General features: G+C 50.1%; 21 protein-coding genes. 4 read left to right on the plus strand and 17 right to left on the minus strand.

Annotation, left to right across the window (positions count from 1 at the left end):
* Positions 1-148 precede the first annotated feature (148 nt).
* The 4 genes from MKX50_RS15380 to MKX50_RS15395 all read right to left on the minus strand — a co-directional run bounded on the left by MKX50_RS15380 (position 149) and on the right by MKX50_RS15395 (position 3,255).
* On the minus strand, positions 149-625 hold the full coding sequence (locus MKX50_RS15380) for a Fur family transcriptional regulator (protein WP_055107708.1): 477 nt from the start codon (positions 623-625) through the stop codon (positions 149-151).
* Positions 626-721: 96 nt separating this feature from the next.
* The gene (gene spoIIM, locus MKX50_RS15385) at positions 722-1,363 is read right to left on the minus strand and encodes a stage II sporulation protein M (RefSeq protein WP_213590548.1); all 642 of its coding nucleotides are present in this window, start codon (positions 1,361-1,363) and stop codon (positions 722-724) included.
* A gap of 87 nt (positions 1,364-1,450) precedes the next feature.
* Positions 1,451-2,653 carry an endonuclease Q family protein gene (locus MKX50_RS15390; protein WP_213590709.1) on the minus strand — a complete coding sequence of 401 codons (1,203 nt, stop codon included), beginning with the start codon at positions 2,651-2,653 and terminating at the stop codon, positions 1,451-1,453.
* A gap of 32 nt (positions 2,654-2,685) precedes the next feature.
* Positions 2,686-3,255, minus strand: coding sequence for an NUDIX hydrolase (locus MKX50_RS15395; RefSeq protein ID WP_213590547.1), 570 nt, complete (start codon positions 3,253-3,255; stop codon positions 2,686-2,688).
* Between the two features lie 90 nt (positions 3,256-3,345).
* Between MKX50_RS15395 and mciZ the strand changes: the two genes are divergently transcribed.
* The gene (gene mciZ, locus MKX50_RS15400) at positions 3,346-3,510 is read left to right on the plus strand and encodes a Z-ring formation inhibitor MciZ (RefSeq protein WP_213590546.1); all 165 of its coding nucleotides are present in this window, start codon (positions 3,346-3,348) and stop codon (positions 3,508-3,510) included.
* Positions 3,503-4,483 carry a hypothetical protein gene (locus MKX50_RS15405; RefSeq protein WP_213590545.1) on the plus strand — a complete coding sequence of 327 codons (981 nt, stop codon included), beginning with the start codon at positions 3,503-3,505 and terminating at the stop codon, positions 4,481-4,483. Before mciZ ends, MKX50_RS15405 begins: the two co-directional genes overlap by 8 nt.
* An 80-nt stretch (positions 4,484-4,563) precedes the next feature.
* On the opposite strand, the gene MKX50_RS15410 is transcribed toward MKX50_RS15405, so the two are convergent.
* The gene (locus MKX50_RS15410; RefSeq protein WP_339157315.1) at positions 4,564-5,691 is read right to left on the minus strand and encodes a M20/M25/M40 family metallo-hydrolase; all 1,128 of its coding nucleotides are present in this window, start codon (positions 5,689-5,691) and stop codon (positions 4,564-4,566) included.
* Positions 5,692-5,768: 77 nt separating this feature from the next.
* Between MKX50_RS15410 and prli42 the strand changes: the two genes are divergently transcribed.
* Positions 5,769-5,870 (plus strand): stressosome-associated protein Prli42, encoded by a 102-nt coding sequence (gene prli42, locus MKX50_RS15415; protein ID WP_083484945.1) that lies wholly within the window; start codon positions 5,769-5,771, stop codon positions 5,868-5,870.
* A gap of 3 nt (positions 5,871-5,873) precedes the next feature.
* On the opposite strand, the gene lipB is transcribed toward prli42, so the two are convergent.
* The 5 genes from lipB to lpdA all read right to left on the minus strand — a co-directional run bounded on the left by lipB (position 5,874) and on the right by lpdA (position 11,629).
* The gene (lipB, locus tag MKX50_RS15420; RefSeq protein ID WP_213590543.1) at positions 5,874-6,566 is read right to left on the minus strand and encodes a lipoyl(octanoyl) transferase LipB; all 693 of its coding nucleotides are present in this window, start codon (positions 6,564-6,566) and stop codon (positions 5,874-5,876) included.
* 46 nt (positions 6,567-6,612) lie between these two features.
* Positions 6,613-8,001, minus strand: a complete 1,389-nt coding sequence (locus MKX50_RS15425) for a dihydrolipoamide acetyltransferase family protein (RefSeq protein ID WP_213590542.1) — start codon at positions 7,999-8,001, stop codon at positions 6,613-6,615.
* 17 nt (positions 8,002-8,018) lie between these two features.
* Entirely contained in the window at positions 8,019-9,005 is a 987-nt protein-coding gene (locus tag MKX50_RS15430; protein WP_213590541.1) for an alpha-ketoacid dehydrogenase subunit beta, read from the minus strand.
* 2 nt (positions 9,006-9,007) lie between these two features.
* Positions 9,008-10,033, minus strand: coding sequence for a thiamine pyrophosphate-dependent dehydrogenase E1 component subunit alpha (locus MKX50_RS15435; RefSeq protein WP_213590540.1), 1,026 nt, complete (start codon positions 10,031-10,033; stop codon positions 9,008-9,010).
* 174 nt (positions 10,034-10,207) lie between these two features.
* Positions 10,208-11,629 (minus strand): dihydrolipoyl dehydrogenase, encoded by a 1,422-nt coding sequence (gene lpdA / locus MKX50_RS15440; protein ID WP_339157316.1) that lies wholly within the window; start codon positions 11,627-11,629, stop codon positions 10,208-10,210.
* A 182-nt stretch (positions 11,630-11,811) separates the two neighbouring features.
* On the opposite strand from lpdA, the gene MKX50_RS15445 reads away from it, so the two are divergent.
* Positions 11,812-12,096: a DUF2627 domain-containing protein gene (locus MKX50_RS15445; RefSeq protein WP_213590538.1), complete on the plus strand. Its 285-nt coding sequence runs from the start codon at positions 11,812-11,814 to the stop codon at positions 12,094-12,096.
* A gap of 75 nt (positions 12,097-12,171) precedes the next feature.
* On the opposite strand, the gene MKX50_RS15450 is transcribed toward MKX50_RS15445, so the two are convergent.
* The 7 genes from MKX50_RS15450 to MKX50_RS15480 all read right to left on the minus strand — a co-directional run bounded on the left by MKX50_RS15450 (position 12,172) and on the right by MKX50_RS15480 (position 19,231).
* Positions 12,172-12,381: a hypothetical protein gene (locus MKX50_RS15450; RefSeq protein WP_213590537.1), complete on the minus strand. Its 210-nt coding sequence runs from the start codon at positions 12,379-12,381 to the stop codon at positions 12,172-12,174.
* A 297-nt stretch (positions 12,382-12,678) separates the two neighbouring features.
* On the minus strand, positions 12,679-13,515 hold the full coding sequence (locus tag MKX50_RS15455) for an SHOCT domain-containing protein (RefSeq protein ID WP_339157317.1): 837 nt from the start codon (positions 13,513-13,515) through the stop codon (positions 12,679-12,681).
* 309 nt (positions 13,516-13,824) lie between these two features.
* Positions 13,825-14,631 carry a sporulation transcription factor Spo0A gene (spo0A, locus tag MKX50_RS15460; RefSeq protein ID WP_213590534.1) on the minus strand — a complete coding sequence of 269 codons (807 nt, stop codon included), beginning with the start codon at positions 14,629-14,631 and terminating at the stop codon, positions 13,825-13,827.
* 416 nt (positions 14,632-15,047) lie between these two features.
* Complete coding sequence (gene spoIVB, locus MKX50_RS15465; RefSeq protein ID WP_213590533.1) at positions 15,048-16,376, minus strand: SpoIVB peptidase; 1,329 nt, start codon at positions 16,374-16,376, stop codon at positions 15,048-15,050.
* A gap of 114 nt (positions 16,377-16,490) precedes the next feature.
* Positions 16,491-18,215, minus strand: coding sequence for a DNA repair protein RecN (gene recN, locus MKX50_RS15470; protein ID WP_339157319.1), 1,725 nt, complete (start codon positions 18,213-18,215; stop codon positions 16,491-16,493).
* Positions 18,216-18,278: 63 nt separating this feature from the next.
* On the minus strand, positions 18,279-18,728 hold the full coding sequence (argR, locus tag MKX50_RS15475) for a transcriptional regulator ArgR (RefSeq protein WP_155610192.1): 450 nt from the start codon (positions 18,726-18,728) through the stop codon (positions 18,279-18,281).
* Entirely contained in the window at positions 18,725-19,231 is a 507-nt protein-coding gene (locus MKX50_RS15480; protein WP_339157320.1) for a hypothetical protein, read from the minus strand. The genes argR and MKX50_RS15480 overlap by 4 nt, the downstream gene beginning before the upstream one ends.
* Positions 19,232-19,401 lie beyond the last annotated feature (170 nt).

The raw sequence follows: 19,401 nt of genomic DNA on the forward strand, positions 1-19,401 counted from the left end.
TTTACCCGAACTCATGCCTTCCAACCAGCAGAACCTAGTCGGACAGGCGCCTGATAATAGTATATAGAAGTCAAAGAGGATTTATGTGGCTCCGTTTAAAAAAAGCCCCTCACAGCGCGGCGGCCGTGCGGAGCTTTAAGAAGCGGACTTAAGATTTCTTATTGCCGGACTCAGGATTGTTATCGTTCTTGTCTTTGCAGCGGTAACAAATCCCGTGGAAATCAAGACGGTGATCGAGCACAGTGAAGTTAAACTCTTTCTCCAGTCTTTCTTCCAGTGGCCCAAGCCAATCCTCGCGGATCTCATCCATGGCACCACATTGTACGCAGATGAGGTGATGGTGATGATGTTTGCTCGTGTCGGTTCTCAAATCGTAGCGGGCAACGCCATCGCCGAAGTTGATCTTCTCCACGACATGCAATTCGCTTAGCAACTCCAAAGTACGGTAAACGGTCGCAAGACCGATTTCAGGAGCTATGTCTTTGACGAGCATGAAAACATCTTCCGCACTAAGATGATCGTCTTCGTTCTCGAGCAATATCCGTACCGTAGCTTCCCGTTGGGGCGTCAATTTGTAACCCTGGGATTGTAACTGCTGCTTGATTTTGTCGATCTTTGCTTCCATGTTCTCCCTCCCCCAGGAATCGCCGCTCATTGATCTAATATCTACAATCGCTTCTTTCATTATAGGGGGTGTCAATCAACAAAGTCAAACATTTTACTAGAGTGTCAGGCTGGATTCAAGCATCGGGGTGACCCATGCCATCATCACTGGGGTTACCCACGTTTCGAAAGACGAGGCAGCCAGCATCATTAGACCCAAAGCCATGGTCACCCCTGTATAATTCACAAAAGGCCCAGCAACACTGCCGCTGCGGTTCATGAGCACTCTGCTGCGGATAATATTCAGCGAAAAACCGATAGCAGCGACGCTGCTGATCAACAGCACCGGTATAATGATTAAATTATGCGGAGCAACGGACACCAGGGCGAACAGCAGCCCTTTCCAGGTAAATTGGCCGACGAGACAGCCAACCGTAAACCCGATTAGAACCCCCTTCAGGAAGTCCAAAATAAGAATGCCCGGCAATCCGATGACTGATAAGCCGAGCAGCCAGATCAAACCAAGCCATTTCAAATGCAGGACGGCGACCTCCCAAAATGCCATCGGGTGAAAACCGGCTCCACCTTCGTTAATGGAAATGAAGAAATTGCCCAAATACCGGGACAAGTCCTGCTGCTGCTCTAACGTCAGGGCATTGACCATTAAGGCGCCAAACACAACCCCCATGAGAAAGAGCACCGAAACGAACACATAAATAGGGGTTTGATCCTTAAGCGCATAACGAAAAGGCCGAATCATGCAGGCAACTCCTTTCCATGTTCACATTGTTTACACAGAGATAACCCTTTACTAGTAAAAATATGAACAAGCCTGCCCGCTTATGCCCTATTCGCCAAAACCTTTCGCCGTGTCGACTTTGCCGTACGTCCCTCCGCCGCCCGAGGTTAGGGCGAGCCGTCCATCACGTGCAGCGGCGATACTCCCGGCCAGATCCCCGCCGACTACCCCCGCCAGCTCTTGCTCGGAAACCCGGTGCAAAATATTCATCTCCGTTCCAAAGGCCCGGAGCAGCGCTTCAAATTTCGCAGGTCCAAGACCCGGAATGAACTCAAGCGGCACCTGGTAATGATACGGAGGCCGGTGCGCAGGTACGGCAGGTTCAGATCGGTCGGCAATCGAGCGGATGCGATCCTGCACGCCCCGAACGAGCTTGGCCGAGCCGCAATACGGGCAGCGTTCAACAGCGGCTTCTGCCTCATCGATGATATAGCTGCAGCCGCCGCAAAATGTCCGGTGATACTTGCCGAGCCGCGGATTCAAGCCGTAATTGGCGGCAATTCGTCTGCCTTCCTTCATGCCAAGCGCCTTCTGAAATTCGCAGTAATTCGGCCGGGCCATCCGCAGCTCATTGTATTCCCTGCCGATCTTCCCTAAGGAATGGGCGTCCGAATTCGTCAGAATCGGGTAAGGGTCAAGCTCGCTAAGCAAGCCAGCCATCTCGGTATCCGCGCTCAAGCCAAGCTCAACAGCACTGACCAGCTCGAGGTCCATCACCTCCGCCATTCGCGGGGCACAGCTTCCGTAAATGCTGCGGTGGGGCGTGAAAATATGTGCCGGAATAACCATGCCGCCCCGGTCATAGACCTCTTTCTGCAGCTCCCGAGCGGGAACGTAGACACGCTGCGAGCTCAAATGTACGTTCTTCATGTGCTTATCCAGCCATTTTGTGAAGGACTTCATTTGCTCCAGGCTGGGGTAAAATACAAGCAAATGGGCCGGTCCCATCCCCGGCTCGCGGATTTCCAGCTCGCTGCCGAGCAGGATCGTCGTTCCGCCGTAGGCAATTCCGCCCTCCTGAAGTTCCTTCATCTCCCCGGCCTGCAAATAATCATCGATATCCCTCTGCACGCCGGGAGAATGGCAGTCGATGATTCCAATGAGAGAGATCCCTTTGCGCTCCTCTGCTTCCTTGGCGATATTGCCAAACGTCAAATTCCGGCTGCCGCTGATTTTAACCGGATTTCCCGCGTTTGTCCGCCCAATATGCACGTGAAGATCGGCATAATACGCCCCTAAAGAACTGCTCATATCATTTGAATTTGCTGTGCTGGTTGCCATGCCTACGCACCCTTATTGGCATGATCGCCGGCCATTTTTTGCTGCCAAATATATGCGGCCAAAATCGTCTTCGCATCGGAAATTCGGCCTTCCGCGATGTATTGCTGTGTTTCCGCGAACGTAGCTTCAATGATTTCCAGAAATTCATCCTCGTCTGGCGAGGCATTGCCTGCCTTCAGATCCTCCGCCAAATACAGATGGATAAGCTCATCCGCGAATCCTGGCGACGTGTAGAAGGAATGCAGCAGGGAAAGCCTGCTGCAGCGATAGCCTGTCTCTTCCTCCAGCTCGCGTCTTGCCGCCTCCATCGGATCTTCGCCATGCTCCAGCTTGCCGGCGGGAATCTCCAGCTCGCAGCGCCCCAGCGCTTGGCGATACTGGTCGACGAGCAGCAGCCGTCCTTCATGGACGGCGAGTACCGCTACAGCGCCGGGATGTTTGACAATTTCGCGTTTCCCTTCCGTCCCGTCTGGCAGCTGTACGGTATCTACCTGCAGCGAGATCACTTTCCCTGTAAAAATATGCTCCGTAGATACGGTGGTTTCTTTTAATTTATCGTTTGATGATGTCATGGAAATCCTCCTAATGATTAACAATCATAACTTGTCCAAGATGAACATATGGTGTTATTATACCAAACCCCAACAAGGAGGGCACCGCTGATGAAGAGCTATATCTCGGACAATTCTCTTCGCGCGCAGGGCAAAGCCTGGCAAATCCGCATCCTGCTTAACCAATGGCAAAAACAATCCGGTCCAGCATGCAAAGTAATGGATCTTATCGCTTCGCGGCAGCAATTGAACCCGAAGGTGAGCGGCCGTGAATAGAAATGAGTTATGCGAATCTGCTGCGGAGACGACCATTTCTGCGGATCTGCCTGCCGCCGAACGGCTGATGCAAATCGGGCTGAACCTGCGGCTTACTCAGGGCAGCAGCGACGACGAAATTGCCTTATCACTGTGGGATGTGATTGAGCAGGACAAGCTGCCTGGCGGCCGCAAGCTTCTTGTTCTTGTGCTGCATCAGCTGGGGGCATACGATAGCGCTTCTGCTTGGCTTACTCCTGACATGTTTGCAGATCAACAACTACAGCTTGTCCATGCGGAAATTTTGCTCCGATCCGGAGAAGCAGCACAAGCTCTTTCCTTTATTGAGGACTGCTTAACTCCAGCAACGCGGGAGGACGCGGATTTTTGGGATCAAATGAGCCGCTTGTCCGATCTTTCCCGCCTCATGGCGCAGCGGGATTATGACTGGAATAAGGCTGATTTGTATCGTTTAGCCGGTCTAATTAACCTTGCGATAAAGCTTGGCCATACAGAAACCGCCTTGCAGCTCGCCGGCTCGGAAGTCGATTTGCAATATCTCCTCATTAGCGCGCTTTATCAAGAAGGCTACATAGAGGCGGCCAAGCGCCTTTTGTGCAGGCTGCCCGATCCGCTGTTGCTGGGCTCGCTGCAGCTGTACCGGGAAATTGCCTTTATATCTGCTGAAATGCTGCATGATGAAGGCTGCTACGAGAAGGCTTGCCGCATTTTCGAAACGCTGATCAGGCAAGCCCCGGAAATGGCGCGTGCGCGGTTTGGCGCTGCTTCCTGCTATTTGCATCAAACTATGGACAACTTAGTCAAACGCATCGAGCTGTACCATCCCTCCGAAGAAGAACAGCGTAAAATCGATAAATATCTGGACACGCTTCAGCAGACCTTGCTCACGCTAGAGAAGTCGAACTGGCACACAACCTGGACTCCCGTACAGCAAAAAAATATTGGAGGGCGTGACAAACTGCCGCTGAATTAGAGTGCAAAAAGGCGCCCTCGCGACAACTTCGCTTAAAGTTATCAGGACACCTTGTATGCAGAAAACATTTGCTTATTGGCTTATGAATTTACCGTTTGCGCAACGATCTCCAGCGCGTATTCGGCGATTTTCACAATGTCATCGGCCTTAATTCGCTCATTTGTTGTATGAATCTCCTCGTATCCTACTGCAAGATTAACCGTAGGAACGCCGAATCCGTTCATGATATTAGCGTCGCTGCCCCCGCCGGAGGTAAAGGTTCTACCGGAAAGCCCCAGCTTGCCTGCAGCCCGTTTGGCCAACTGGACAACGGCATCCTGTGCTCCAAGATGGAACCCGGGATAAATAATATCGCTTCTAAACTCCCCTCTGGCTCCGAAATCACTGCAGGCCGTATCGACGGCTTCCTTCATCAGCGCCAGCTGCTTATCCACCTTTTCCCGCGACAGGCTGCGTGCTTCGGCATACAGCTTCGCGTAATCAGTAACGACATTCGTTGGTCCGCCGCCTTCGAATTTGCCGATGTTGGCCGTCGTTTCTTCGTCAATGCGCCCCAGCTTCATGCGGGCAATCGCCTTGCCGGCGACCTGGATCGCACTGATTCCATCCTCCGGATTAACGCCGGCATGCGCGGATTTGCCGAATATTTCAATCTCGATGCGCGCCTGGGTTGGCGCCCCCACACAGATTGAACCTACTTCTCCGTTCGAATCGATTGCAAAGCCGAAGCGGGAGTCCAGCAAGCTGCGATCCATAGCTCTGGCGCCAAGCAATCCAGACTCTTCTCCAGCGGTAATGACAAACTGGATCTTTCCGTGCGGCAGCTGCCGCTCCTGCAGCACTTGAATGATCTCAAGCAGCGCGGCCAGTCCTGCTTTGTCATCGGCGCCAAGAATCGTTGTTCCATCACTGCGTATCCAGCCGTCCTCGCCAATGACAGGTTTGATGCCTTTGCCCGGCGCCACGGTGTCCATATGGCAGGTGAACAGGAATGGCTGTGCTTGAACGCCTGGTCTTGCCTGCAATGTTGCCACGATGTTGCCGGCGCCGTGTCCGGTCCGTTTCATGGAGTCGTCTTCCACCACATGCAGTCCTAGCTCCGCAAATTTCGTTTTCAAATAATCGGCAATATTCCGTTCGTCCTTCGTCTCGCTGTCGATTTGCACTAATTCCACAAATTGTGCGATGATTCTGTCCTTGTTAATCACTGGACTTTCCTCGCTTTCTCTTTTGCGCTAATATTAATGAATAGAGGTCAAGTACATGTAAAGGAGCTTTGCGATTCATGATGCAAAAAAAATGGTTCAAAGTCGTCGTTTATCTTATGCTATTCGCAATGATCGGTTCTACGCTGCTTGCGCTGCTCGAACCGCTGCTGTTCCGCTAGAGCTTATGACTCCCAGTGCTCCTTGTACTCGGAGATTTGAAACACTTCATTGAAATAAGGCAATATTTCACGGGCCACCTGCTCTACGGAGAAGGCCAGCCCGGTTATGTCCTCCAACGAGGTCACGCCATATTCCTGAATGCCGCAGGGGATGATGCCGCGAAAGCCATCCTCCTGAATCCCGGATTTGACGTTGAAGGCAAAGCCGTGGCTTGTGATAAATCCTTTTCTCCGGCGGCATTTATTGAATTTCACGCCAATGGCGGCAATTTTAACATCTCCTACCCATACCCCGGTATAGCCCTGCTTTCGCGAGCCAGAAATGCCATACCGCGCTAAGTAGTTTATGATGACCTGCTCGATATCCCGAAGATATCCGTGCAGATCGATCCCCAGATTTCCATCCAGCCAAAGCAGCGGGTAGCCGACGAGCTGGCCCGGTCCATGGTATGTAATATCTCCCCCCCGATCGATTTCAAACAGGGAAATTCCTCGTTCCTTCAGCTGCTCGGGGCTGAGCAGCAAATGCTCCGGATGGCGCGAAGAGCCGATCGTATACGTTGGCGGATGCTGAAGAAGCAGCAGGTGCCCCTGCTGCTGTCCTTCGTCGATGGCCTTCACGATCTCTTTTTGCCTATTCCAGGCCTCTCCGTATTCCATCATCGGGAAATATCTGACTTCCAAGGAATTCGTCATACGGTTCATCGCCTTTCTCGGATTCATGAAGACTCGCATTATAAATTTAGTATACCTGCGTATCTAGGGAATAACTCTCCATATTGTCTTTAACGCGCTGCATGAAACGTCCGCAGATCACCCCATCCAGTATACGATGATCCAGGGACAGACACAAATTCGCCATGGAGCGGACGGCAATCATATCATTAATCACGACGGGCTTCTTCACGATCGATTCGAACGTCAGAATCGCCGCTTGCGGATAGTTGATGATCGGCTGAGTCAAAATAGAACCAAACGATCCGGTATTATTGACGGTAAACGTTCCGCCCTGCATATCATCCAGCTTGAGCTTGCCCGCTCTTACCTTCGTCGCCAATTCTTCGATTTCTCTGGCCAAGCCGGCAATGTTCTTCTGGTCCGCCTTCTTGATGACAGGCGTCATTACAGAATCCTCTGTGCCGACGGCGAGCGAGATGTTGATATCGCGCTTGACGATAATTTTATCGACCGCCCACACAGAGTTCATGATCGGATAATCCTTGATGGCACTGACAACCGCTTTGAGCAGGAATGCGAGATAAGTCAGGTTAACGCCTTCTCTTTTCCTGAATTCGTCCTTCAGCTTATTGCGAAGCTGTACTAAGTTGGTCACATCCACCTCAATCATCATCCAGCCGTGCGGAATTTCCGACACACTTTGCCGCATACGCGTAGCAATGGTATTCCGGATCGGCGTCACATCGATGAAATACTCCGACCGGTCGCCACCCTCCACCTCAATCGTCGGTATTTTCGGCGTCTCTGAAAGATGCAGGCCAGAATTGCGTACCTGCTCCGCTGCCGCATTATTAAACTCAGCCGGCGGGGCTGGCGTGGAGACTGGCGCTGCCGGAGAGGTGGCTGACTGCGCAGGCTGGGGCGCCTGGTAACTGCTCTGTGCCACGGAAGCTGCTGCCGCGCCGCTTCCTTTGTAATTCTCCAGGTAATTCAACACGTCCTTGCGGGTAATGCGGCCGCCTAGGCCCGTTCCAGAAATCGCCCGCAGGTCTAGCCCGTGCTCCTGTGCCAGCGTCTGGACGGCCGGGGAATAACGGCTCCGCTGAGACTGATCGCCGTGCGCAGCAGTGGCTGCATCCGTCTGTCCAGCAGAAGCTACCGGGGAATCAACGCCAGTCGCGGCACTAGCCTCTACACCGCCAGCCGTTTCAATCCGGCAAATGACAGCCCCTACTTCGATTTCCTGCCCTTCTTCCGCTAGCAGCTCGCCCATGACCCCGTCTAAGGTGGACGGAATTTCAGCATTCACCTTATCGGTAATAACCTCGCAAATCGGCTCGTACTGCTCGACGGGATCTCCCGGCTTCTTCAGCCATTTGCCGATCGTTGCCGATACGAGCGATTCCGCAAGCTGTGGCATTACGACATCCTGCAATGTTCTATTTGATGACATATCGTCCCTCACTCCCATTAATACAGAGCCAATTGAAGCATGGCTTCCTTGACCTTATCTTTGCTGAGCATAAAGAACTTCTCCATCGGCGGGCTGATCGGCATGGCCGGTACATCAGGCCCGCACAGCCGTGCGATCGGCGCGTCCAGCTCGAACAAGCATTCCTCCGCAATGATCGCTGATACCTCTGCTCCAACTCCGCCGGTTTTATTGTCTTCATGCACGATTAACACTTTCCCGGTCTTGCGTGCCGCTTCGATAATCGCTTCGCGATCAAGCGGCTGCAGCGTCCGCAAATCCAAGATATGGGCGCTAACTCCCTGCTCTGCTGCGAGCTCTTCTGCGGCCTGCATCGCGAAATGCAGAGGCAAGCTGTACCCGATTACGGTAATGTCGTTACCTTCCCGAAGTACGTTCGCCTTGCCGAGCGGGACGATATAATCATCCTCTGGTACGTCTTCCTTGATCAGCTTGTAGCATTTCTTGTTCTCGAAGAACAAGACGGGATCAGGATCGCGAACCGCGGCCTTTAGCAGCCCCTTGGCATCGTATGCCGAATAAGGAGCGACGATTTTCAGTCCTGGTGTTCCGAAGAAGATCGATTCCGTGCACTGAGAATGATACAGTCCCCCGAAGATCCCGCCGCCGATCGGCGCGCGAATGACGACAGGGCAGCTCCAGTCGTTGTTGGAGCGGTAGCGGATTTTAGCCGCTTCGCTGATGATTTGATTCGTCGCTGGCAGCATGAAGTCGGAATATTGCATTTCAGCGATTGGCTTCATTCCATACATCGCGGCCCCAATGGCCACCCCGGCTATCGCAGATTCGGACAACGGCGTATCGAGCACACGCAGCTCGCCAAATTGCTCCTGAAGCCCTTTCGTCGTCGTGAATACCCCGCCTTTTACACCAACGTCCTCCCCTAATACGAATACGTTGTCGTCAAGCTCCATCTCTTCCTTCATGGCAAGACGAATAGCGTCGATATACTCCATTACCGGCATGATTATTCCTCCCCTTCGCTATCCGCGTACACATGCAGCAGCGTATCCTCCGGCTTCGGAAACGGCGCGTTCTCCGCCCGTTCAATCGCTGCCTTCAATTGCGCCTGAATGTCTTTCACGAGGGCTTCATCCTGCTCTTCCGTCCAAAGCCCGTTCTCGATAAGATAGCTCTTCATTTTCGGTATGCCGTCCTTCTTCCAATTCTCCTCAACCTCTTCCTTCGTACGGTACACGAGGTCGTTATCCGAGGTGGAATGTGGCGACAGACGGTACATCATCGCTTCGATCAGCGTCGGCCCCTCGCCGCGAAGCGCACGCTCGCGCGCTTCCTTCACGACACGGTACACCTCAAGGGCATCATTGCCGTCAACGCGAATGCCCGGGAAGCCGTAACCTTGCGCCCGGTCGCTGACTTTACCGCCGAGCTGCTTCTTCACCGGAACGGAGATAGCGTACTGGTTGTTCTCGCACATGAAAATGACCGGCAGCTTCTGCACACCGGCAAAGTTCAGTCCCTCGTGGAAATCTCCCTGATTGCTGGAGCCTTCCCCAAAGGTAACGAAGGATACGAACTCCTTCTTCTGCATTTTAGCAGCAAGAGCAATGCCTACGGCATGCGGAACCTGGGTCGTCACCGGGCTGGAGCCTGTGACGATCCGAAGTCGCTTGCAGCCGAAATGTCCTGGCATTTGGCGGCCCCCGCTGTTCGGGTCATCCGCTTTGGCAAAGGCGGACAGCATTAATTCTTCCAGTGTCATGCCTACCGACAGGACGAAGCCGTAGTCGCGATAATAGGGCAGGAAATAATCCTGCTCGCGATTTAAGGCAAAAGCCGCTGCTACCTGCGCGGTCTCCTGTCCGATACCGGAGACGTGGAAGTTGATTTTGCCCGCTCGCTGCAGCAGCAAATTACGCTCGTCAAACTTGCGCGCGAGCAGCATATATTTGTACATGTCCACTACTTCGGCATCCGTCAATCCGAGTTGCTCATGCTTGGGCTGTGTCTTCGTTGATACTTTTGCGTTCATGGGAGTTACCTCCTTCGATTAGAACCCTGTTAGTCGTCTGTACCGTACATGTTTGCTCTTATCTTAAAACCTGGTACTAAGACTTGGGTTAACCTTATTATAATCCCTTTTTCCGCAAAAAGAAAATGTTCTTTGCAGGGTTTTGTTGATTATGTGATACTTATGCCTAATTTGTTAAATTCCAACCGCATTGCCGTCCACGGCCAATGCTGCTTCGCCAAGAATTTCGGCCAGCGAAGGGTGCGCAAAAACGGTCTGGCCGATCTCCCATGGAGTCGCATCCAGCACCTGGGCAAGTGCGGCTTGACTAATCAGTTCGGTAACATGGGCGCCAATCATTTGCACTCCAACGATGTCGTTGCTTTTACGGTCAGCGATCACCTTCACGAACCCTTCCTTCTCCCCGTGTACAAGGGCTTTGCCAATGGCGGAAAACGGTACTCTGCCAATCTTGATGTCAATGCCCTGCTCCTTCGCTTCCTTCTCGTTCAAACCGACGGAAGCTACCTCAGGACGAGTGTATACGCAGCGGGGCACATGTCGGACATCGTACCCATGGGACGGCTCTCCCGCAAGATGATGCACCGCCACCAGCCCTTCATGGCTTGCCGCATGGGCGAGCTGCAGACCGCCGATGCAATCGCCGATCGCGTAAATATGCGGCTCCGTCGTTTGCATCGACTCGTTTACCCGGATATAGCCTTGATGCAGGGCGATATCGGTATTTTCAAGGCCGATGTTCTCGACATTCGCCTGACGCCCGATCGAAACAAGCAGCTTGTCTGCCTGCAGGCGGACCTCATTGCTATCTTGTACAGCAGTAATTGCGATACCGGTATTGTCTTTCTCTACGGTTTCCGCTTGTACCTTGCAGCCAGTAAGAATTTCGATTCCCCGGCGCTCCAACTGCTTCTGCAGCTCGCGTGCAACCTCTTCATCCTCGTTGGGAAGAAGCTGTGCAGCTGCCTCGACCACTGTGACGTTGACCCCAAAATCATGGAGCAACGAAGCCCATTCCACGCCGATTACACCGCCCCCGACGATAATTATTGAAGCCGGCAGCTCCTCGAGCAGCAAGGCCTCATCGCTGCTAAGTACGTGCTTGCCGTCGGGCTCCAGCCCTGCAAGAACACGCGGCCTCGAACCTGTCGCAAGGATCAGGTGAGTCGGCACGATCGTCTCCATATCTCCGTCATGCAGCTCGACTGCAACGGCTCCGCTCTTCGGCGAGAAGATCGATGGTCCGATCACTCTCCCTTTTCCATGAATGACCTGGATTTTATGTTTACGCATCAAATATTGAACGCCTTTATGAAGCTGATCTACGATGCCCTGCTTTCTTTGCTGCACCTTCGGAAAAACAAGGGATAACCCGCTCGTCTCAATGCCATAGCTAAGGCTGTCCTTCATTTGCGCGTACAGCTCGGCACTGCGCAGCAGCGCCTTGCTCGGAATGCAGCCCCGGTGTAAGCACGTTCCTCCCAGCTTGTCCTGCTCGATGATCACCACTTGCTTGCCGAGCTGGGCAGCGCGAATTGCCGCGACATAACCGCCGGTCCCGCCGCCTAACACTGCTACATCACATGTAATCGTCATTTCCGATCTCCACCTATCCCCAAAAATGTCCAGATAAACTTCTCGTTTCTTATTGTACCTCGTTTTTTCCACATTACAAACTAAGAACGAAATAGACAGCCGTTCAAGAAGAAGGTATGATAAACGTAACATCATCTGATCGAATAGGATATATTTGCTGACGAAAGGAATTGCTGCAACTCATGAAATTGATGATATCCCGTTTTATTGCCATCATTATTCTTGTTATTCCCGGTATCGCCGCGATGATTGGCTTCCTGAAAATGAAGGACGCCTTATTCCTATACATGTCCAGACACGGCGACGACTCGCTGACCCAAGTGCACTTTGACTGGCTCGATTTCGGACTTGGCATCGTTTTGTTCGCTGCCGGAATCGGATTCCTGGGCGGCTGGATTTACTTCCGTGACCGCAAGCGCAATTATCTCGGACCCCGCTTCAAGAAAAAAACAGAGAATCCTTCATAAATCGGATACTTTTAGAACGAAACAAACCCTCTTGAGCGAGCAATACGCCTGCCAAGAGGGTTTGTCATATATTTGTTATTCATACAGGGCATCCTTCAGCTTGCTGGACATTCGCTGACCGCCTGAGGATTTCCTTAGCAGCACCCGCCGCAATCTTGTATTTTCTGCCGATAATTGCTCGGCCGTTTCCAGCAGCTCAGCGATCAGCGATCTTTGCTGCTCCGACAAGGACGGGTCATTCAGTAGCGTCTTATATTTTGCTTCGTTTAGCGATATTTTGTTCATTTTTCTTAGTCCTCCGACTATATTGTATCACAAACTCCATACAGCCCGTGTTCATTCAATCGCTATATTTTTTACCAACATCTGCTTCTTGATCTGGTTTTATTCAAATCATACAATTAGAATGAAGACGCTGTTCTTCATAACCTTTTTTACTTCTCTTCTCCAGGTACCCTTGAGTATCTGGAGTTTTTTGAATTTTCAAACGAAAAGCGCAAGTACCGTAGAAACCCCCGCGATAAGCTTGCGCCTTATTGGTCAGATTATCAAGGTGACTTGCATCCTTGATAATCCGGACAATTACCCTATTAGCTTTTTCTTTTGTGCTTCAAACTCATCAATACTGATGATTCCCTCATCTCTTAACTGAACAAGCTTTCTAAGTTCATCAGCAACAGACATATTGTTTGGAGAATTACTACTACTTGTTGAAATCTCTTTTTGTTTATCTTCTTCATCGGCTTGTTTGATAAGAACCCCGATTAATTGATGGCAGTGATACGCTTTATTATAAGCATCTTTATATTCCTGACTATCTTTAGGATAAGAATCTAATTCAGAATCTAAAAAAGCAATCTTATGTATGGGATTTGTTGTGTCATTGACAATTACATTTAATTCAATCTTCTTCACTTCCTCCTGACTTGTCGTGGAACCAGAAAGCCCACCAATCAATGCCCCTACACCACCAGCAACAAACCCACCCAACAATGCTCCTCCAATTTGACTTCCCCTGTTCGTTGAAGTAACGCTAATGCCGTCAGTTAAAATTTCCGACTTCAAAATATCTTTATATTTATAAACTCTATCCTTGTATGAATTAAGAACAACAAAGGATATTTGCTTAGTTGTTTCGTCTATTGATAGTGTAACATCTCCATTTGCAGAGGTATATTGCTGTGATGATTTAAAGTTAGGAATACGCTTAAGCCTATCATCAGTCTCAGATCGCTTCTGTGCCATTTTTTCATCATCAAGTTCTTTTTGCTTCTTATGGAAAAACCACCAGCATACACCGGATGCAATAAATACAGCCCACGCTAAAATTGGATTATTACCGCCGCCTCCGGTTGCAAGAAGAACAATAAAGAACATAATAGCGACGATTCCCGATATAATTCCTAAAATTCCATACATATGATTACCCCCCATTTTCAGTTGCTATGTATCTTTAATATTTATCGGTAAGTTATGAAATTTCAATAATATTCGAGCGAGGAGGGTTACTTCAAGTTATCTTTATGAGAACTAATTTCTAGAATTCCAAAAGCTTTCATCAAAAAAGAGGCGCAGCATGAGCGCCCCTTTATTGACTGATTTCGTTTGTAAAGGTTTGTTCTAAACGTTAATGGTATCTCGATATTTTATCGGAGCCTCCGAGCAATGTCCGATAAAATATCGGAGGAGTTTTTAGTCGATGTCAGTATCCCGCGTTGTCGAATGCTTTCAGCTTACCTTGTGTTCGATCCGCAGCTTATCGGCCACCATGGCGATGAATTCGCTATTCGTCGGTTTCGATTTGCTGATGTTGATCGTATAGCCGAACAGATGACTTATGCTGTCAATATTGCCGCGCGTCCAAGCTACTTCAATCGCATGGCGAATTGCCCGCTCAACGCGTGATGGCGTCGTCTTGAACTTCTCGGCAATGGCTGGGTACAGCGTTTTGGTAATCGCGCCTAGAATCTCAATATTGTTGTATACCATAGTGATGGCTTCCCGTAAATATTGGTATCCCTTAATATGAGCAGGAACACCGATTTCATGGATGATGGAAGTAATGTTTGCATCTAGATTTTTACCTTTTCCAAGCGGTACTACATTGGACTTCGTGAAGGATGAGGATGAAGAACTGCTTGAGGATAAGGTTTGTACTCCTACAAGCTGCCGAATTCGATTGGCCAATACTTCCATATCGAACGGCTTCAAGATGTAATAAGACGCTCCCAGCTGAACCGCACGCTGTGTAATATTCTCTTGTCCGAAGGCAGTCAGCATAATGATCTTTGGCTGTGGAGACACATTTATATCGCGTAAACGTTCCAGCACACCCAATCCATCTAAGTGCGGCATAATGATATCCAGGATCAGCACGTCCGGAACTTTAGAAGCATGTTCAATCATCTCCAAAACTTCCTCGCCATTGTATGCAATACCTGAAACAACCATGTCATCCTGTTCAGAAATGTACTCTGCAAGCAAATTCGTGAATTCCCGATTATCATCCGCCAACAACACTTCAATTTTTTGCACTGACGACTTCCTCCTTGTGTATATGAGTTTCCTTAATCCTTCTTCCAGGATAAGGATTCGACACTCAAAAGTAAATTCCTTCTGTCGAAAATTATTTTTATTTATTTTTTTAATAATTTGATATATAATTGTTTGATGCTTACAAATAATGATCTCATTCGTTACCATTCGACAAGTAATTACGGCGGAAATGTCGGATTTAAGCGCCTGAAATAGCAGCTAACTTTATCATTTGCATGTTTCCCCATCCTCATTAGCATATAATTTTATGCTTCATGTGGCAAGTCTCCGTATTACCCCAAATTACTCATCCCTGCATTTATCCACGAATGATTGCCTACGCCTATTAAGATTAATATTTTTAATTTTTGGACTCTGTATTTTTACTTCTTAAACAAAAAACCAATCTTAAGGCGCTAACTCGCCTTAAGATTGGTTGAAGTCGTCTTATCCTTCAAAATACCCGCATCCTGCAGCATCCATTCAATAAAGCACCCGTAGCCCGAACGCGGATCATTTACAAACACATGAGTTACCGCGCCGATTAATTTACCGTTCTGTATAATTGGGCTGCCGCTCATTCCCTGCACAATGCCTCCGGTCTTCTCCACCAGCCTTGGATCAGTGATGCGAATGACCAGACCCTTAGTTTGTGGTGTGCTCTGCCGCGACACGTGAGCGATTTCTACCTTAAACCGCTCCACCTGCTGGCCTTCCACGACCGTCAATATTTCCGCCGGCCCCTCCTTTACCTCTTCGGAGAATGCTACCGGTATCGGCTTCTTATACACGCTGTGATCCGGATTTTCCGACATCTTGCCGAATATGCCGAAATGCGTATTTCGCTCGATCGTTCCCAGTGTTTTGCCTTCTTTGACGAAATGTGCCCGCTTCTCGCCGGGTTCGCCGCTTTCACTCTTGGAAATAGAAGTTACGCTGGACTGGAGAATTTGTCCGCTTCCTACAATAATTGGCGTTTGTGTATTCATATCGGTAATCACGTGTCCAAGCGCCCCATAAACACCTTCATTTGGAGCATAGAAGGTTAAAGTTCCCACGCCAGCAGCGGAATCGCGGATGTACAGCCCCAATCTCCAAGCCTTGTCCTGCTTATCGAAGGCTGGAGTTAACGTGGTCGTAAATTCTTTATTGCTTCGTTTGTACACGACTTTTAGAGGCTTCTTATTGTTGCCTGCTTGCTCGACTAAAGACGCGACCTCGTGCACGTCTTTCAGACGTGTACCGTTCAGATGGGTAATTAAATCACCCGGTTGAATGCCTGATGCCTCTCCAGGCGAAATTTTGGCCTTGTCTGTATTTACCAGATGGTGGCCTACTACCAGAATGCCGTCGGATTTCACTTTAACGCCAATCGTTTGTCCCCCTGGGATAACCTTTAAATCAGGGATGACATTTACTTTCACTGGCTTCAGAGGAATTTGTCCAAAAAGCTTCATGCGGAGCTTGGCTTCGCCGCTGTTCAGCGAGGATAGCTTTAACGGCGAGCCGAGGGATACCTTCATGGAGGAGTTAGGTTGGTCGTTCAACATCACAACATCGGGCCGATCAACGCTAACCTCAGCCAGTACGGGTATGGCCAGATCGATTTGTGCGCCCTGGCCTTGAAACATGCGCAGTTCATCCGGCAGCATCGGCGAATGACCTTCGACGGCTGACGTGCCAAGGAAACAAAAGAAGAAGGCAAGTAAAAGACCGAGAAATCTACTCCTGAGGTTCGGGTTCAATGGCTGTCACGCTCCCTTAGCTTCTTTCGCTTGACGAAAAGGTGGTCGCCAATTGCGTACCTATAAGATACCCCGGGTGTGGTCTTTTATTACTGTCAATCATTGTTCCGCTCGTCAAATCACACCCTTCTGCGCCCGAGCCAGTTTAAGCATTTCCTTGGCATGGTGGCGTGTACTGTCAGTAATCTCCACGCCTCCAAGCATTCGGGCCAGCTCATTGACCCGTCCGTTCTCATCCAAATGCTCCACTTTTGTCATTGTTCGTCCGTCCGCCACAATTTTCTCGATCAGATATTGCTGATCCGCCATACAAGCAACCTGAGGCAAATGGGTAATCGAGAATACCTGGCATGTCGCGGATAACCGGTACAGCTTCTCAGCGATCGACTGTGCAGCCCGGCCGCTGACCCCCGTATCCACCTCATCAAAGATTAATACGGGAACCTCGTCATGACGGGCAAAAATACTCTTCAGCGCCAGCATGATCCGTGACAATTCTCCGCCAGAGGCAATTTTGCTCAAAGAGCGCAGCGGCTCCCCAGGATTCGGAGAAATTAGGAATTCGGCGCTGTCCATGCCGTGTTTGCTGAGTTTTACCAAATGGCCTTCCCATTCAACCCCTCTTGGGTCCAATGTACGTTCCAGCTTGACTTCAATGGAAGTGCGACCCATTTGCAGATCCTTCAGCTCGTTTTCAATTTGCTGCGCCAGCAGATCCGCTTTTTCCCGGCGTACAGCGCTAAGCGCTGCCGCTTCCATCAAAGCCGCATGGAGCAGCTTCTCCCGTTCAGCAGACAGCTTCTCCAGCCGCTCGTCCTTATTCTCCAGCATATCCGTATCGCGGGATATTTGCTCATAGTATTGAAGAATTCCTTTGATATCGTCGCCGTATTTACGGCGCAGAGTGGAAATCAAGTCGAGACGCTCCTCAACCTCCTCCAGCCGTTCGGGATTAAACTCGATCTTGTCCCGGTAATCACGCAGGGCAAAGGATACATCCTCCAGCAAGTAATACGCGGACTGCAGCTGCTCGAGCAAAGGCGCAATCCCTTTCTGGTCATATCCCGCAACGTCCTCTAACCGGGATACTGCCTTTGCGATCGCTTCCAGCCCCTGCGGTCCGTATAGCAGATCGTAAGCCCCTGACACCGAGTCCATCATTTTCTCGCTATGGGATAGCTTTACCTTTTCCTCGGCAAGTAATTCATCCTCTCCTGGCTGGAGTGCCGCAGCCGCAATCTCCTCCAGCTGGAAACGGTATAAATCAAGCATTTGCAGTGCCTGCTGGCTCGTGCTTTGCAATTCTCTCCATTCTTTGTCCACCCGCTGGAACGCCGAGTAAGCTTCCCGATACTTTGCTTTTACGGCGGCAATATCCTCAGAACCAAACGCATCCAGCAGCATCAAATGCCGCTCTGGATGAAGCAGGGTCTGGTGCTCATGCTGGCCGTGCAGATTGATCAGGCTCTCGCCTACTTGCCGGAGCATAGACAAGTTAACCAATTGGCCGTTGATCCGGGAATAGCTCTTGCCTTGAGCGCTAATCTCGCGGCGTACAATCAGCGCTTCACCAGGATCCGCGCTAATCCCCAGCTCGCCGAGTATAGCCCATACCGGATGATGCTCCTTCAGCTCGAAAGCAGCCTCCATCTCCGCTTTGTCGCTGCCGTAACGGATTAAATCCGCCGAGCCCCTTCCGCCGGATATCAGTCCCAGCGCATCAATGATAATCGATTTCCCTGCCCCGGTCTCACCGGTCAATACATGAAACCCCCGGTCAAACGTGACATCAACCGCCTCGACAACGGCTAAATTCCGAATGGATAAATGAACGAGCAAGTAAAGGCACTCCTTTCGCCAAATGTAAACAATGCAGCAAATATCACCACAGCTGCATGTGAATTATGAAATAAACGCCATAATTTGATCGATGACGTAATGGCTGTAATCTTCGTTACGGCAGATTAACAGTATTGTATCATCGCCGCAAATTGTTCCGAGCAAATCGGGCCATTCCATGTTGTCCAGCAGAACCGCTACCGAATTGGCTGTTCCCGGCAAGCATTTCATAACGACCAAATTTCCCGTATGGTCAATATGCACAAAGCTGTCTACGAGCGCCCGCTGCAGCTTCTGCACAGGATTGTAGCGCTGTGCCGTGGGCATCGAGTATTTATATTTGCCATCGTCGGTAGGTACCTTGATCAGCATCAGTTCCTTGATATCCCGAGACACAGTAGCCTGCGTGACTTGAAATCCGGCTTGGCGCAGTGCATCTACCAGCTCATCTTGTGTTTCGATTTCGTGGGCGCTAATAATTTCCCTGATCTTAATATGCCGTTGACCCTTCATCTTGTCCTCCATATATCTTTGATATACGACGCCTCATCGGCATCGTCCGAATCTGTGTTTAAGGTGATTTCTTTGATTTGTCCCTGTTCGGTATCGATATAGAGCACGCCTGCACAGTCAGGATACAGAAGCAGGTAAGGAAGTATTTCACGGCGAAGTCCGGCGCCTGTCCATTCGACCAGCCGGCGTTCTCTCGATCTCCTTACCAAATAGTATTCTCCATGCTTCTTCACAACATAATCGATATATAACCGGCTGTGCAGCACCTGTTCTTCCACCCGGAATGCGAGCGGAACCTTCAGCTTGTCACTTACGATCTTATAGCCTGCCGACTCCAGCAAATCAACGGCCGGATGCTCCTGAATGTCCTCGTTAAACTCAAAGCCGACACCAGAGCCCAGCGTAAATGGCTTGCGCAGCCATATCCTGAATCCGCGATACAGCAGCAATAAGGCAATACCCGCTATGGCTACCATGAGAAAACCATCGGTATAATCGCTCATCGAAATCACCTCAGATGATTAATTCGACGCGATTGGATAACCTCCTGTTTACATGTGGATATTGTTAAGCATTAGTACATAATTATTCGTATATTGTCATTATAAGCGAACACTCGTTCTGTATGCAACTTTTTAATGAATATATGCATAAAAAGTGTCTATTGTGAGCG

This window comes from Paenibacillus sp. FSL W8-0186 (assembly GCF_037969765.1).
Taxonomy (GTDB): Bacteria; Bacillota; Bacilli; order Paenibacillales; family Paenibacillaceae; genus Fontibacillus; species Fontibacillus woosongensis.

What these genes read in the sequence shown, in the direction of transcription:
- MKX50_RS15450 (WP_213590537.1), bottom strand. Translation starts at nt 12,381, where the DNA reads ATGAACAAAATATCGCTAAACGAAGCAAAATATAAGACGCTACTGAAT.
- mciZ (WP_213590546.1), top strand. Translation starts at nt 3,346, where the DNA reads ATGAAGAGCTATATCTCGGACAATTCTCTTCGCGCGCAGGGCAAAGCC.
- MKX50_RS15390 (WP_213590709.1), bottom strand. Translation starts at nt 2,653, where the DNA reads ATGAGCAGTTCTTTAGGGGCGTATTATGCCGATCTTCACGTGCATATT.
- spoIIM (WP_213590548.1), bottom strand. Translation starts at nt 1,363, where the DNA reads ATGATTCGGCCTTTTCGTTATGCGCTTAAGGATCAAACCCCTATTTAT.
- MKX50_RS15435 (WP_213590540.1), bottom strand. Translation starts at nt 10,033, where the DNA reads ATGAACGCAAAAGTATCAACGAAGACACAGCCCAAGCATGAGCAACTC.
- MKX50_RS15425 (WP_213590542.1), bottom strand. Translation starts at nt 8,001, where the DNA reads ATGTCATCAAATAGAACATTGCAGGATGTCGTAATGCCACAGCTTGCG.
- MKX50_RS15445 (WP_213590538.1), top strand. Translation starts at nt 11,812, where the DNA reads ATGAAATTGATGATATCCCGTTTTATTGCCATCATTATTCTTGTTATT.
- MKX50_RS15380 (WP_055107708.1), bottom strand. Translation starts at nt 625, where the DNA reads ATGGAAGCAAAGATCGACAAAATCAAGCAGCAGTTACAATCCCAGGGT.
- argR (WP_155610192.1), bottom strand. Translation starts at nt 18,728, where the DNA reads ATGAAGGGTCAACGGCATATTAAGATCAGGGAAATTATTAGCGCCCAC.
- MKX50_RS15455 (WP_339157317.1), bottom strand. Translation starts at nt 13,515, where the DNA reads ATGTATGGAATTTTAGGAATTATATCGGGAATCGTCGCTATTATGTTC.
- lpdA (WP_339157316.1), bottom strand. Translation starts at nt 11,629, where the DNA reads ATGACGATTACATGTGATGTAGCAGTGTTAGGCGGCGGGACCGGCGGT.
- MKX50_RS15430 (WP_213590541.1), bottom strand. Translation starts at nt 9,005, where the DNA reads ATGCCGGTAATGGAGTATATCGACGCTATTCGTCTTGCCATGAAGGAA.
- lipB (WP_213590543.1), bottom strand. Translation starts at nt 6,566, where the DNA reads ATGACGAATTCCTTGGAAGTCAGATATTTCCCGATGATGGAATACGGA.
- MKX50_RS15395 (WP_213590547.1), bottom strand. Translation starts at nt 3,255, where the DNA reads ATGACATCATCAAACGATAAATTAAAAGAAACCACCGTATCTACGGAG.
- prli42 (WP_083484945.1), top strand. Translation starts at nt 5,769, where the DNA reads ATGATGCAAAAAAAATGGTTCAAAGTCGTCGTTTATCTTATGCTATTC.
- MKX50_RS15480 (WP_339157320.1), bottom strand. Translation starts at nt 19,231, where the DNA reads ATGAGCGATTATACCGATGGTTTTCTCATGGTAGCCATAGCGGGTATT.